Annotated in this window: 15 protein-coding genes and 1 tRNA gene; 8 read left to right on the top strand and 8 right to left on the bottom strand. The window is 66.0% G+C overall.

The genetic code is table 11. From position 1 onward, the window contains the following. The first annotated feature begins 20 nt into the window (after nt 1-20). From rpiB to SPMU_RS10830, 5 genes are all read left to right on the top strand, one after another. Nucleotides 21-473, top strand: a complete 453-nt coding sequence (gene rpiB, locus SPMU_RS10850; RefSeq protein ID WP_088333893.1) for a ribose 5-phosphate isomerase B — start codon at nt 21-23, stop codon at nt 471-473. Further along, nucleotides 470-1,792, top strand: coding sequence for a serine hydroxymethyltransferase (gene glyA, locus SPMU_RS10845; RefSeq protein WP_088333892.1), 1,323 nt, complete (start codon nt 470-472; stop codon nt 1,790-1,792). The genes rpiB and glyA overlap by 4 nt, the downstream gene beginning before the upstream one ends. 7 nt (nt 1,793-1,799) lie before the next feature. Next, complete coding sequence (locus SPMU_RS16920; protein WP_169715689.1) at nt 1,800-1,976, top strand: hypothetical protein; 177 nt, start codon at nt 1,800-1,802, stop codon at nt 1,974-1,976. Nucleotides 1,977-2,106: 130 nt separating this feature from the next. Continuing rightward, nucleotides 2,107-2,568 carry a transcriptional regulator NrdR gene (gene nrdR / locus SPMU_RS10835; RefSeq protein ID WP_088333890.1) on the top strand — a complete coding sequence of 154 codons (462 nt, stop codon included), beginning with the start codon at nt 2,107-2,109 and terminating at the stop codon, nt 2,566-2,568. Nucleotides 2,569-2,626: 58 nt separating this feature from the next. Beyond that, complete coding sequence (locus tag SPMU_RS10830) at nt 2,627-3,364, top strand: RNA methyltransferase (protein ID WP_088333889.1); 738 nt, start codon at nt 2,627-2,629, stop codon at nt 3,362-3,364. A 25-nt stretch (nt 3,365-3,389) separates the two neighbouring features. On the opposite strand, the gene SPMU_RS10825 is transcribed toward SPMU_RS10830, so the two are convergent. Continuing rightward, nucleotides 3,390-5,177: an acyltransferase family protein gene (locus SPMU_RS10825; protein ID WP_169715688.1), complete on the bottom strand. Its 1,788-nt coding sequence runs from the start codon at nt 5,175-5,177 to the stop codon at nt 3,390-3,392. A gap of 188 nt (nt 5,178-5,365) precedes the next feature. Here SPMU_RS10825 and SPMU_RS10820 point away from each other — a divergent pair, with 188 nt between their 5' ends. From SPMU_RS10820 to SPMU_RS10810, 3 genes are read left to right on the top strand one after another with little or no spacing between them, the layout of a single operon-like run. Next, nucleotides 5,366-6,424, top strand: a complete 1,059-nt coding sequence (locus SPMU_RS10820) for a type III polyketide synthase (RefSeq protein WP_088333887.1) — start codon at nt 5,366-5,368, stop codon at nt 6,422-6,424. Beyond that, nucleotides 6,421-7,110, top strand: coding sequence for a methyltransferase domain-containing protein (locus tag SPMU_RS10815; protein ID WP_088333886.1), 690 nt, complete (start codon nt 6,421-6,423; stop codon nt 7,108-7,110). The genes SPMU_RS10820 and SPMU_RS10815 overlap by 4 nt, the downstream gene beginning before the upstream one ends. Continuing rightward, nucleotides 7,089-8,177 carry an NAD(P)/FAD-dependent oxidoreductase gene (locus SPMU_RS10810; RefSeq protein WP_088333885.1) on the top strand — a complete coding sequence of 363 codons (1,089 nt, stop codon included), beginning with the start codon at nt 7,089-7,091 and terminating at the stop codon, nt 8,175-8,177. Before SPMU_RS10815 ends, SPMU_RS10810 begins: the two co-directional genes overlap by 22 nt. 1,101 nt (nt 8,178-9,278) lie before the next feature. On the opposite strand, the gene SPMU_RS16915 is transcribed toward SPMU_RS10810, so the two are convergent. The 7 genes from SPMU_RS16915 to SPMU_RS10780 form a co-directional block, all read right to left on the bottom strand. Further along, nucleotides 9,279-9,419, bottom strand: a complete 141-nt coding sequence (locus SPMU_RS16915) for a hypothetical protein (protein WP_169715687.1) — start codon at nt 9,417-9,419, stop codon at nt 9,279-9,281. A gap of 178 nt (nt 9,420-9,597) precedes the next feature. Then, nucleotides 9,598-9,673, bottom strand: a tRNA-Phe gene (locus SPMU_RS10805). A 30-nt stretch (nt 9,674-9,703) separates the two neighbouring features. Beyond that, nucleotides 9,704-9,874: a DNA gyrase inhibitor YacG gene (locus tag SPMU_RS10800; protein WP_088333884.1), complete on the bottom strand. Its 171-nt coding sequence runs from the start codon at nt 9,872-9,874 to the stop codon at nt 9,704-9,706. Further along, nucleotides 9,871-10,797: a ribonuclease gene (locus SPMU_RS10795; RefSeq protein ID WP_088333883.1), complete on the bottom strand. Its 927-nt coding sequence runs from the start codon at nt 10,795-10,797 to the stop codon at nt 9,871-9,873. Before SPMU_RS10795 ends, SPMU_RS10800 begins: the two co-directional genes overlap by 4 nt. Further along, nucleotides 10,790-11,365 carry a Maf family protein gene (locus SPMU_RS10790; RefSeq protein WP_088333882.1) on the bottom strand — a complete coding sequence of 192 codons (576 nt, stop codon included), beginning with the start codon at nt 11,363-11,365 and terminating at the stop codon, nt 10,790-10,792. The genes SPMU_RS10795 and SPMU_RS10790 overlap by 8 nt, the downstream gene beginning before the upstream one ends. A gap of 32 nt (nt 11,366-11,397) precedes the next feature. After that, nucleotides 11,398-11,643, bottom strand: a complete 246-nt coding sequence (infA, locus tag SPMU_RS10785; RefSeq protein WP_026325702.1) for a translation initiation factor IF-1 — start codon at nt 11,641-11,643, stop codon at nt 11,398-11,400. A 186-nt stretch (nt 11,644-11,829) separates the two neighbouring features. Next, complete coding sequence (locus SPMU_RS10780; protein WP_088333881.1) at nt 11,830-12,699, bottom strand: 3-hydroxybutyryl-CoA dehydrogenase; 870 nt, start codon at nt 12,697-12,699, stop codon at nt 11,830-11,832. Between the last annotated feature and the right edge of the window lie 63 nt (nt 12,700-12,762).

Genomic DNA, 12,762 nt, shown 5'->3' with positions numbered 1-12,762 from the left:
CGAGAGCATCGCTGAGCCTCATGCGAGTCGCCATCGCTTCCGATCACGCCGCCGTGTCGCTGAAGGCGACGCTTGTCGCCTGGCTGCGCGAGGCCGGGCACGAAGTCCTGGATCTCGGACCCGCCACCGCTGCGCGGGTCGATTATCCCGATTACGGCTTCAAGCTGGCTGAGGCGATTGCCGCCGGAGAAGCCGAGCGCGGCATTGCGCTGTGCGGATCGGGGATCGGCATCTCGATCGCTGTCAATCGCAACCCCGCCGTGCGCTGCGCGCTCGTCTCCGACCCGCTCGCCGCCGCTTTGTCGCGCGAGCATAACGACGCCAACGCCATCGCCCTGGGCGCCCGCCTGGTCGGCGAGGACATGGCCAAGGCCTGCGTTTCCGCTTTCCTCGACACCGCCTTTGCCGGCGGCCGCCACGCCCCCCGCGTCGACAAGCTCGGCGCGCCTGCTTTCGAAAAGGAGCCAGCATGAGCACCAATCCGACGACGCTGAACGAGGTTCAGACGCCTTATGCTGTTGAAGGTGGCTTCTTCACCCGCGGCCTGGCCGATGCCGATTCCGCGGTGTTCGCCGGTGTCGCGCATGAGCTGGACCGCGAGCAGACGCAGATCGAACTGATCGCTTCGGAGAACATCGTCTCCAAGGCAGTGCTGGAGGCGCAAGGGTCCGTCTTCACCAACAAATACGCCGAGGGATATCCCGGCAAGCGTTATTACCAGGGCTGCCACCCGTCGGACGAGGTGGAGCAGCTCGCAATTGATCGCGCCAAGCAGCTGTTCGGCTGCGGCTTTGCCAACGTCCAGCCGCACTCGGGCGCGCAGGCGAATGGCGCGGTCATGCTGGCGCTGGTGAAGCCCGGCGACACGATCATGGGGCTCAGCCTCGATTCGGGCGGCCACCTGACGCACGGCGCGCGCGCGGCGATGAGCGGCAAGTGGTTCAACGCCGTGCAGTACGGCGTCACGGCCGATACGCACCTGATCGACTATGATGCGGTCGAGCAGCAGGCGGTAGAGACGCAGCCCAAGCTGATCATCGCCGGTGGTTCGGCCTATCCGCGCCAGATCGACTTTGCGCGCTTCCGTGCGATTGCGGACAAGGTCGGCGCGTTCTTCATGGTCGACATGGCGCATTTCGCCGGCTTGGTCGCGGGCGGGGTGCACCCGACGCCCTTCGGCCACGCCCATGTCGTGACCACCACGACGCACAAGACGCTGCGCGGCCCGCGGGGGGGCATGATCATGACCAATGACGAGGCGATCGCGAAGAAGATCAACTCGGCGGTCTTCCCCGGGCTTCAGGGTGGCCCGCTGATGCACGTCATCGCTGCCAAGGCGGTGGCGTTCGGCGAGGCGTTGCAGCCCGAGTTCAAGAGCTACGCCGCTGCGGTGGTGGAGAACGCCAAGGTTCTGGCCGCGACGCTGAAGGAGCGCGGCGCGGCAATCGTATCTGGCGGGACCGACACGCATCTGGCGCTGGTTGACCTCACCCCCCTGGGCGTGACGGGCCGTGACGCCGACGAGGCGCTGGAGCGGGCCGGCATCACCTGCAACAAGAACGGCATCCCCAACGATCCGCTGCCGCCGGTGAAGACCAGCGGCATTCGGGTGGGGACGCCCGCTGGCACCACGCGCGGCTTCGGCACGGCGGAATTCCGCGAGATCGGCAACATGGTCGCTGACGTGCTCGACGGCCTCGCCAAGAAGGGCGAGCAGGGCGATGCGGAAATTGAAGGCGCGGTTCGGGAACGAGTTCGCGCGCTATGCGCTCGTTTCCCTATCTACAAGTGAGGTGACCGTGTCTAAGATCGAAGAAGTTCAGAATACCGTCCAGAACACGCCTGGTCTTGGCAAGAAGATGGCCAAATATGGTGCGGTCGGTGCCATTGTCGCGATCCCGATCCCGTTCATCGGTCCGGTAATTGGCGCGGCGGTTGGAGCCGGTGTTGCCTATGCGCGGCGGGACAAGATCTGACCGACGCGTGAACCGTCAGGCTCGCGGCGGCTATTGTCACGTTCAAACGTTGCGCTTTGTATCGTGACGTTTGAGAATGGATTGGCTGGCCGCGGCGAGCGACGGCTGAATTGATGGATTGAACTGACCGATGCGCTGTCCCTTCTGCGGCCACGATGCGAGCCAGGTGAAGGACAGCCGACCGACCGACGATGGCGCGGCGATCCGCCGCCGCCGCCAGTGTGAGGGCTGCGCCGCGCGCTTCACCACGTTTGAGCGCATTCAGCTTCGCGAGTTGACCGTCGTGAAGTCGGAAGACCGGCGCGAGGCATTCGATCGCGACAAGCTGCTCCGCTCCATTGGTATCGCCGCGCGCAAGCGACCGCTCGACACGCCGGCGATCGAGCGCCTGGTCAGCGGGATCCAGCGCCAGTTGGAGACGAGCGGCGAGGCCGAGGTAACGTCCAAACGGATCGGTGAGATGGTGATGGACGGGCTGAAGGGCCTTGATTCGGTGGCCTATATCCGGTTCGCCAGCGTGTATCGCGACTTCAGCGAAGCACGCGACTTCGAGGAATTTGCCGGCACCGTCGAGGAAGCCGGACGCAGCTGAGCACGCGGCGGAGATCGGGCGCTTGTCTCCCCACCCGGTCGCCGGATAGGCGCACATCATGACTGCTGATGCTTCCACCCCGCCCGTGATCGTCCTCGTCCGGCCGCAGCTTGGCGAGAATATCGGCAAGGCAGCGCGCGCCATGCTCAACTTTGGGCTGACTGAGATGCGGCTCGTGTCTCCCCGTGATGGGTGGCCGAACCCCGCCGCCGGCCCCGCGGCATCGGGCGCGGACGTCGTGCTCGCCAATGCACGCGTGTTCGAAACGGTGGCGGAGGCCGTGGCGGATTGCCCGCATGTCTATGCCACCACCGTGCGCAAGCGCGGCGTTACCAAGCCGGTGGTCACGCCGGAGGAAGCGGCGGTGCAGATGCGCGGTGCGCACGGGCGCAGCGCGATCCTGTTCGGCCCGGAGCGTTCCGGGTTGGAAACCGATGACGTGGCCCTGGCGCGAACGATCCTGACCGTACCGATCAACCCCGAGTTCGGCAGCCTGAACCTGGCGCAGGCAGTGATCCTCGTTGCGTATGAATGGTCCAAGGGGGAAGCGCTTGCCTCTCCGCCCGAGGTCGCGCTTGATCCGCCGGCGCCGCACGAGGAGTTGGAAGGCATGATCGGGCAGTTGAACGCAATGCTCGAGCAAGCGAACTTCTTTTTCCCGCCTGATCGCACCCCGGCAACGCTTCGCACGCTGCGCACGCTGCTGACCAAGCCGGGCTGGAGCAGCCAGGAAGTACGGACGCTTCGCGGCGTTCTGTCGGCGCTGGCGGGCGCGAAGGCGAAACGGTCTGCTTAATCAACGCGGTGCGCGGGCGATCCGCTCAGTGCCGCTCGTTTGCCACGCGTCGGACGATCCGCTGCCAGGCAGGGTGCCGGAAGACCCGCTCGCCAACGAAACGCGCGCCGGCCCGCGTCACATGAACGCGATCCTCGCTGAGGCTCCGTCCTTGTGTGTCGAACACCGGCACATGCCGGCCGTCGGGAGACAAGGCGGCGATGACATCGACGTAGAGCTGTGGCGGGGTGATGGCGCGGTACAGGCGGCTCGCTTCGCGTGCGGTAGCCGACAACGGGACGCGCGCGCACCGACGCTGGGCCAGCGGCAGGCGTGCGTACGGGTTCAGGTTAACGCCGAATCCCTTGGGACCAATGAAAACAATTTTGCCGTGTAGGTCGAGCCTTTGCGCCAACTGCCATCCGCTGCAGGTCCTCTGTGGCTGGTGATCGTACGCCAGCACCACGAGCGTCGCCGCCGCGACCAGCGCGCGCTTGCTGGCACTGAGGCGATCGCCGTCGCATAGACTTAGGTCATCGCGATAGACGATCGCATAGCCCGGCAGAGCACCCGCTTCGCCCGCCATGTTCACGACATCACGCGCGGTGCTGTTGCCAAGGATTAAAGCGCGCTGCCGGGCTCCAGGCGGGAAGCGATCCTGCTTCAGCTCGAACACGCGCATATTGTACGCCTTGAAGCTGGCCGGTGGGTCGGCGCCGGGCGCGACATCGAACCTTTGTGGCAACCCGCCGCGCAGGTGCAGGAGCGCTCCGATCAGCAGCAACGCCAATGCGGCCGGCGCCAGAACGGCAGCCACGGTGCGAAAGCGCATCGATCGGCTGCGGAAAGGGCGCTCCACGAAACGCCAGCTGGCCCAGGCCAAGCACAGTGCCACCGGTATCAGGGCGACGAACTGCCACACCGGCGGGCTGCTGCTGCTCGCCACCCGCAAGAAGGCGAATAACGGCTGATGCCAGAGGTACGCGCTGTAGCTGATCATGCCGATGCCGACCATGAGCCGCGAACCAAGCACCCGGTGGGCAAGGCCCGCACGGCAGTACAGGAGGATCAGGGCCGTGCCTGCGACGGGGAGCGCAATCGCCGGGGAAGGCGAGGGCGATCCTTCCGGGAGGGCAAGCACCGTGGCCGCAATCATGAGCAGCCCGAGGATCGAGAGCGCGTCAGACCCGCGATGATCGTCCGGTGACCGGACGGTCGCGGCCCAGCCGCCAGCCGCCAGTTCCCAGGCGCGGGTGTGCAGGAGATAGAAGTTGCCGACCGGATGCGCGCGCATGCTCCACAGGCAAAGCGCAAAGCTGATCACCCCGATTGTCGCCAGGGCGAGCGGCACGTGCCGGCGGAGGTAGCGATGCACCAGCACCAGGATGAGCGGCACCGCGATGTAATATTGCTCCTCGACGCCGAGGCTCCAGGTGTGCAGCAGCGGCTTGAACTGCGACTCCATGTCCCAATAGCCGCTGGTCATCGTCAACAGGATGTTGTTCGAGAACACGGTGGTGGCGACAACGCTTTGCCCGAGGTTCTGATAGGCGTCGGCACTCATCAGGAACCAGCCGGCGATCAGGCAGGCAGCCATCATGACGAACAGCGCAGGCAGCAGCCGGCGCGTGCGCCGTTCGTAGAAGCGCATAATGGAGAAGCGCTGCTCGTCCATTTCCGACAGAATGATCCCGGTGATCAGGTAGCCACTGATTACAAAGAACACGTCCACACCGACGAACCCGCCGGCGAAGAGCGACACGCCTGCATGGCTCAGGAGCACCGGCAGGACCGCGACCGTTCGCAGCCCGTCGATCTCACGACGATGCTTCACCCGGCCGCCCTCCCTGCCCCGTTCAGAACAAGGTAAACGAGCACAGCACGCTTTGTCAGCAAGCGAGCAACGCCCGCCTGTGGGCGCGGGACGAAAACGGGTGTATTTATTTGGGCTACGAGTGACCGGGGCGGCCCCATGAATACGGCAGGCGCGTTCTCGGGTGATTACTTGGCTTGTGAGGGCGCTTGTCTGCTTTTCTCCACGCGATCGGGACCGCAGTTCCTCACCACGACGTCCATCAGGCCTTCATCGGCTGGGCGCGTCAGCAGCTGACGGGCGCGCGCGAGGCGGCATTGTTTGATCGCATGGCGGGGCGCGCAGGCATCGCTCACCGCTGGTCCGTGCTGCCGCAAACGTCTGATCCCACGGGCCCCGACGGCTTCTACGCCGCGGATCGGTGGCCGGGCACCGCGGCGCGCATGGACATTTACGCACAGGCCGCCCCGGCGCTCGCGATCCGCGCCGTCGACGATCTCGCCGGCAAGGTGCCGCTTAACGGCATCACGCATCTGGTGGTGGCGAGCTGCACCGGCTTCGTCGCGCCGGGCATCGATCAGATCATCGCCGCCCGGCTCGATCTACTGCCGTCGACCGAACGGGTCCTGATCGGCTTCATGGGATGCTATGCCGCCGTTGCCGCGCTGCGAACCGCACGGCATATCGTGCGCTCCGAGCCTGCCGCCCGCGTGCTTGTTATCACGGTAGAACTCTCGACGCTGCACCTGCAAGCGACGGGCGATCTGGAGGCGCTGCTCGCCATGCTGCAGTTCGGCGATGGCGCAGCCGCCGCGCTTGTCACGGGCGCGTCAGGCGGGTTCGATCTGGGACAGCCCTTTGCGACGACGCTGCCCGAAAGCGCCGAGTTGATCCGCTGGACTGTTACCGATCATGGGTTCGCGATGCATCTCTCGGGTGAAGTACCAGGCCGGATCGCGGCCGCGCTCGCCGATCCTGCCTTCGCTCTAGCGGCAACGGGCGGGATGTCACCCGCTGCAGTGGACGGATGGGCCGTCCATGCCGGGGGGCGCTCAATCCTTGAGGCCGTGGAACGGTCGCTCGATCTGCCCGACGACTCCTTGTCCGCTTCGCGAGCCGTGCTGTCCGACAATGGCAACATGTCGTCGTCCACGCTGATGTTCGTGCTGGCGCGCCTGCTTGACGGTCCGCGCATCGACCAGGGCGTCGCACTTGCCTTCGGTCCCGGCCTGGCTGCCGAGGGCTTTCGCTTCGCGAGCGCCGCGTGAGTCTCGCTACCCGACGCGACGCCAGCGAACTGATGGACGCCGACGATCTCGACCCGGCAGTCTATGCCGCGGTTGTCGCGGACCTGGCGCGCGTGAATACGGTGACGCTCGCGGCGCGGCCGACGCTCGCGTTCTTGGGCCGGTTGGCCCGCGGGCGATCCCGGCTGCGCATCCTCGACGTCGGATTCGGCGATGGCGACATGCTGCGCCGGATCGAACGCTGGTCGGCGCGGCGCGGCGTTCGCGTCGAGCTGGTCGGGGTGGATCTCAATCCGCGCAGCGAGGCGGCGGCGCGCGAACACACGCCGGCAGGATCGTCGATCCGCTGGATCACGGGCGATTATGCAGAGTTGGCCGATCAGAAGTGGGATGTGATCATCTCCAGCCTCGTCGCGCATCACATGACGCAGAACGAACTGATCGCATTTCTCCGTTTCATGGAGGCGAATGCTGCGGCGGGTTGGTTCGTCAACGACTTGATGCGTCACGCGATGGCCCATCGCGGCTTCCCGCTGCTGGCATGGATCGCGCGGTGGCATCACATTGTTCGACACGACGGGACGGTATCGATTGCCCGCTCGTTTCGCCCGGCAGAGTGGGGGGAACTGCTAGCGCAGGCCGGGATCGTCGATGCACGCGTATCGCGCGTCTTTCCGTTTCGGTTATGCGTCGAACGCCGGCGCTGATCGTGGGCGGCGGCCCGGCGGGGGCTACGCTTGCGATCCGCCTCGCGCGCATGGGCATGCCGCACCTGCTGATCGAGCGATCGCGCGAAACGCCCGACGCGCTATGTGGCGGCTTTCTGAGCTGGCATATGCTGGCGATGCTGGAACGGCTCGGTATTCCTGGCGAGACCCTCAACGCGGCGGCTGTGACACGCGTCCGGCTGGTGACCCGTGACGGTGTGGCGGAAGCGCCGCTGCCGTCGCCTGCCCGCGGGGTGTCCCGGCGTCGGCTCGATACCATATTGCTGGCCGCCGCTGGCAACGCCGGCGCGGTGATCGAGCGCGGCATTGGCGTGCGCGCAGTCGCGAATGGCGTGGCCCGGCTTGACGATGGCGCATGCATCGCGGCCGAGGCACTGTTCCTGGCGAGCGGCAAGCACGACACACGCGGTCTGGCACGCCCGACCGGGGCCCGCGGCGACGATCCGACGCTTGGGCTGCGGGTCCGTCTTGCGCCCGGCAGGGTGCTGGACCGTTTGGTCGGGGATGCGATCGAGCTGCATCTGACACGCGCCGGTTATGCCGGGCTGGTGCGGCAGGAGGACGGCAGCGGCAACCTCTGCATGGCCGTGCGCCGGTCGCGCCTGCAGGAGGCCGGGACACCGGAACGGCTGCTCACCGCGCTGGCGGGGGAACTGCCGGCGCTCGGCGATCGGCTTGCGCTGCGCGTGTCCGGCGCCCCGATCGATGCGGTGGCGAACGTGCCCTACGGCTGGCGCGCCATGTCGAGCACGGCCGGTGTCTTCCGGCTTGGTGATCAGGCAGGTGTCATCCCGTCGCTGGCAGGCGAAGGGATGGCGATTGCCGTAGCGAGCGCCCTTGCCGCGGCCGATGCGTATCACGTTGGCGGGCCTCAGGCTGCGCCGTCGTTCCAGCGGCAATTTGCCGCACGGTTGCAGCGCCCGATCGGGATCGCTGCCGCTGCCTGGCGTGCCGGCGAACGACCCTGGCTGGCTGCCCTAGCCGTCCGCCTGGCACATCTTTCCCCCGCGCTGTTGCCGCTGCTGGCGCGCGCCACCCGGGTCTGAATTTCGCGGGGTCGCCGCCTTGATATCTTGAAATAATGACCGGCACTCGCGACCGATCCGCCATCGATTGTTTCTGATGCTGTCGCAGCCCACTATTTGTTGCTCAAATCGTTCGGTGCAGCGGGGTGTTGTGAATAGCGGCCGTCCCAGCGCTAACGCGACGTGTCGGGAACGGCGTGGCTAGTTGGGATACGCCTCACCATCGCAGGCCTAAGGCGGTCAGTCCGAGCGCGCGAGAGGCATCGGTGACAGGAAACCATGGTTCGGCAAGGGTGAGTACGGCGCCGGTGACGACAACCCGCGATTGATGTCGGATAGCGTCGACCCGAAGCAGCAGGATGCTACTCTGCCTACAAGAGTTCTCGTTTTCAACGGTTTGCCGACAACGCGGGGGAACAGATTCTGTCTGAGCGGGTTCCCGGAGCGACACAAAAGGGGGTTGATCATCGCGAGCTATTCGGAACAAACCTACTTCGAGGGAGGTCACTTCGCTCATATCGTCGCACGGGAGGAACGCGATCGCTTCGAGCGGATTAGCCTGCAGATGAAAGAGGCGGCCGGCGGACGTACGCGATCGTACCTGCAATACTGCCGGTCTCCTGCGGTCACTGTTGTGTCAGCGCGGCGATAGATCAGCGCACCGGTACACGCCTATTGCGCGAGATTGGGCGGAACGCATCCTTCCGCAGAGCGTCTGCACCTAGCCTCGTGTCAGCCCCACTCAAGCTGCGCCTCTCGTAATTGACGTTGACTTGCAAGTGGAGCCGCGCGCCTTGCGTGCCGGTGCGGGTAAACAGTGAGTGCCTGTGGCTCCCCAGGAAGCGGCAATCGCGGAACCGCGGCATTCCTGGATCAACTGCCACCCCCCACACCGCCACAGCACGAAGCCTTGTCTCTGCGCGCGGTGGATTAGGCGAACCGTCGGTAAGAGCCCTGTTTAGGGTGCGTTCGGCGGCTCGCCTCTTACCCGAGATTACTGATAGCCGCCGTTGTTTTCACGTTCCTCGGCGGCGTCCTCCTGTGCCTTTTCCATCTCGTCAGCTTTCTCGGCTTCGCTCGGCTCGTTCTGGTCAGGATCGGTCATCTTTGCTCTCCTGCAGTTCAGGCGAAATCGCCGGGCGTATCGGCCTCGTCTTCGAGCAAGCTGTGCTCCTCTGTGTCGCCAGTGAGCACGGGCATGCCCGGTTCGACGGACATGTCGCCAGGATCGGGCTCGTTTCCGGGTATATGGGACGGTTTCATTCGCTCACTCCTGCACCTGCCCCAAGAACGCGCTGGGAGAGCATAAGTTTAACTGGCTGCTCCGGAGTGGCCACGTCGGTTCGGTGGTGACCTGTGCAGCGGCATGGGAACCGACGTGGATCGACGCGCCGACGGCGGAATGGCTACCAATTGATCGCGGCATTCAGCAGGGAGAATGTGGTGCCCAGGGACGGGATCGAACCGCCGACACTGCGATTTTCAGTCGCATGCTCTACCAACTGAGCTACCTGGGCACGCCGACGGAACGCCGGAGAGCGGTCCCCCTAATCGGGTGTGTGGCCGCTGTCCAGCCCATCTGGATCGATCTGTGCGCCTGGGAGGCGATATCCTTCGCCTAGCCATTGCAAGAGATCGCGGTCCTTGCACCGGCGTGAGCAGAAGGGGGCGTTGATGGGGTCGCTCGGCTGAGCGCACAGCGGGCAGGTGTCGTTCATGCGTCGAATATGGGCGTGCGGCCCGTGCGTTGCACGATTGCTGCCATCCAATCGGGATGCGCCAGGATGCGTGCGCGGACCTTCGGGGGCACGCGGAAGCAGTTGGGGGCGGAGGCAGGCGTGCGCTCGATCTGGCGCAAGGCGGCCCGCGCTGCGGCGCCAACGGGGTCGGACCGGAGAAGTTCGGCCGTGGACGGATAGGCCCTGGCCCGCACGATTTGCATAAAGCCGAAGCCGTTCACGGCAGTGCGTTCGAACGGTTGCGGGAGCCGCGAGTCGAGCGCGGCGGCGACCGCTTGCCGCGCATCGCGCCCGGCGAGCGTGGGAAAGTCGATGCCGATCGAGCCGCCGATGTTGTGGCGCTCGATCGCGGCCGCAACTGCGGTCGCGGCGCGCACGGCGAGCGCGTCGAGCGGCGGATCGCCGTCGACGTCAAAGAGCGCCATCGCCGGGGTCGGCCAAAAGCGCAGCATGCCGCCGGGGAAGGCGATGTCGCCCGTCAAAGCCTCCTCCAGCACCTCGGACCAGCCGGCTGCCTCGAGCGCGTCGGGCTCGTGGGTGCGCAGTTCACGCACAGGTGCGTCAATGAGGCTTTCGCGCAGCGTGTGGGCCGGGCGGGCCGGGGCATCGGTGATGCGGCCGCGCGGCGGCTTGGGCCGGCCCGGCTCGGGGATTGCGGCGCGGGTGATCTCCACCCGGATGGCAGCGCCGAGCGTAATGCCGGCGGGTGGGCGAACGAGGGTGATATCCTCGCCGGTGTCGAGCCGGGCGAGGTCGCGCTCGATCAGGCGGGCAGAGGCGATGAGGCCGGGCTGCGGGCCGCCGCCGTCCACTGCGATTCGGGCGCGGATGATGTGGCCGTCGTCATCGATCAGGGCAGCGCGCTGCTCACCGATGCCCGCTTCAAACAGCCACTCAGCCAAGGATAACGCCCGCCGTCACCAGAAGCGCGCGAGTTTCGAACAAGGGAAGACCGACCACACCCGAGTATGAGCCGTCGATACGGCGCACGAACGCCTCGGCGCGGCCCTGGATGGCATAGCCGCCGGCCTTGCCCATGCCCTCGCCGCTGGCGACATAGCCAGCGATCTCCGCCGCCGTCAGCGGCTTGAAGGCAACCATCGTATCCGAAAGCCGTGTGCGCACCGTACCCGCACCGTCGACGACGACCACCGCGGAGAGGCAGTGGTGGCGACGACCGGAAAGGAGCCGAAGCATCTTTGCCAGATCGGCTTCGTCGGCCGGTTTGCCCAGAATGCGCGAGCCAACGGCGATGCTGGTATCGGCGGCAAGGACGACCTCGCCATCAGCGCGCGGCACCGCGATTGCCTTGGCCTGCGCCACGCGCAGGACGTAATCGCGCGGGCGCTCCGCCTTCAGCGGCGTCTCGTCGACATCCGGGGCGACCACGCGCGCCGGCGCAACGCCGATCTGCGCGAGCAGCGCCAACCGGCGGGGTGAAGCAGAGCCGAGGATCAGATCGGCGGGCATGAGCCTACCCACCACGTACTGCGGACCGGAGCTTATTGCGGGCCGGGGCCGCCGCGGCCTGGCATGAAGCGGTAGGTGATCCGCCCCTTGGTCAGATCATACGGCGTCAGTTCGACGAGCACTTCGTCACCCACCAGCACGCGAATGCGGTTCTTGCGCATCTTGCCTGCGGTGTGGCCGAGGATCTCGTGATCATTCTCCAGCCGGACGCGGAACATGGCGTTGGGCAGGAGCTCGACCACCTGGCCGCGCATTTCGAGGAGTTCTTCTTTCGCCAAAAAATCAATCTTTCTGCGGATGAGGGCGCGCGGGCGCTTAGCTGAAGCAGCGCCAAAAGGAAAGGCGCGCCGCAAAAGCGCAGGCAGCAACGCAGCCAAAATGTGGCTGGAAGGGAGATAATTCAACGGCTCAATAGCATTGTGCCGTTGCGCGCCGGCCTTTTCATCGACCGGCGCCGGCAAGGCTTATCGCGTCGGGACCGGCGTGTCGCCCGTGTAATCGTAGAAACCGCGCTTGGTTTTCTTCCCATACCAGCCGGCCTCGACGTATTTCACCAGCAACGGCGCCGGGCGGAACTTGGGATCGCCGGTCGTCTCGAACAGCACGCGGGTGATTTCGAGGCAGGTGTCCAGCCCAATGAAGTCGGCGAGCGTCAGTGGGCCCATCGGATGATTGAGCCCGAGCTGGCAGGCTAGATCAATGTCGCGGATCGTCGCGACGCCTTCGCCGAGCGCGAAGCACGCCTCGTTCAGCATCGGCATCAGGATGCGATTGACGATGAAGCCGGGCGCATCATTGGCATGGACGACCTGTTTGCCGACCGCGGTTGCATAGGTCACGACGGTCTTCACCGTCTCCGTCGAGGTGGCGAGGCCGCGGATCACCTCGATCAGGCCCATCACGGGGACGGGATTGAAGAAATGCACGCCGATGAAGCGCGCGGGATCGGGCGAGGCCTGCGCCAGCCGCGTGATCGGAATGGAGGAGGTGTTGGAGGCGAGGATTGCCTGATGGCCGAGCACGGTGCCGACCTGCGCGAAGATCGCGCGCTTCACCTCCTCGCGCTCGGTCGCCGCTTCAATGACGAGGCCGCAGGATGACATACCTTCGACGCCTTGGATCGGCTCGATGCGGGCCAGCGCCTGTTCGCGCGCCTGCGGATCGAGCTTGCCCTTTTCGACCGCGCGGTCGAGCTGCTTGGCGATGCCGGCCTTGCCAGCCTCGGCGCGTGCCTTGTCGACGTCGGTCAGGAGCACGCGATAGCCGGCCTGGGCGGAAACCTGCGCGATCCCTGCGCCCATCTGCCCTGCGCCAATGACGCCGACTGCTTGCATGATTGTTTTCCCTATTCGTGGTGCGAGCGGCGTCCTCTAGCCGGTTCGGGTGCGGCTTGTCGA

The organism is Sphingomonas mucosissima (assembly GCF_002197665.1).
GTDB lineage: Bacteria > Pseudomonadota > Alphaproteobacteria > Sphingomonadales > Sphingomonadaceae > Sphingomonas > Sphingomonas mucosissima.
This window is presented reverse-complemented; position numbering and strand designations above follow the sequence as displayed.

What these genes read in the sequence shown, in the direction of transcription:
- SPMU_RS10830 (WP_088333889.1), top strand. Translation starts at nt 2,627, where the DNA reads ATGACTGCTGATGCTTCCACCCCGCCCGTGATCGTCCTCGTCCGGCCG.
- glyA (WP_088333892.1), top strand. Translation starts at nt 470, where the DNA reads ATGAGCACCAATCCGACGACGCTGAACGAGGTTCAGACGCCTTATGCT.
- SPMU_RS10780 (WP_088333881.1), bottom strand. Translation starts at nt 12,699, where the DNA reads ATGCAAGCAGTCGGCGTCATTGGCGCAGGGCAGATGGGCGCAGGGATC.
- SPMU_RS10810 (WP_088333885.1), top strand. Translation starts at nt 7,089, where the DNA reads ATGCGTCGAACGCCGGCGCTGATCGTGGGCGGCGGCCCGGCGGGGGCT.
- SPMU_RS16915 (WP_169715687.1), bottom strand. Translation starts at nt 9,419, where the DNA reads ATGAAACCGTCCCATATACCCGGAAACGAGCCCGATCCTGGCGACATG.
- nrdR (WP_088333890.1), top strand. Translation starts at nt 2,107, where the DNA reads ATGCGCTGTCCCTTCTGCGGCCACGATGCGAGCCAGGTGAAGGACAGC.
- SPMU_RS10800 (WP_088333884.1), bottom strand. Translation starts at nt 9,874, where the DNA reads ATGAACGACACCTGCCCGCTGTGCGCTCAGCCGAGCGACCCCATCAAC.
- SPMU_RS10790 (WP_088333882.1), bottom strand. Translation starts at nt 11,365, where the DNA reads ATGCCCGCCGATCTGATCCTCGGCTCTGCTTCACCCCGCCGGTTGGCG.
- rpiB (WP_088333893.1), top strand. Translation starts at nt 21, where the DNA reads ATGCGAGTCGCCATCGCTTCCGATCACGCCGCCGTGTCGCTGAAGGCG.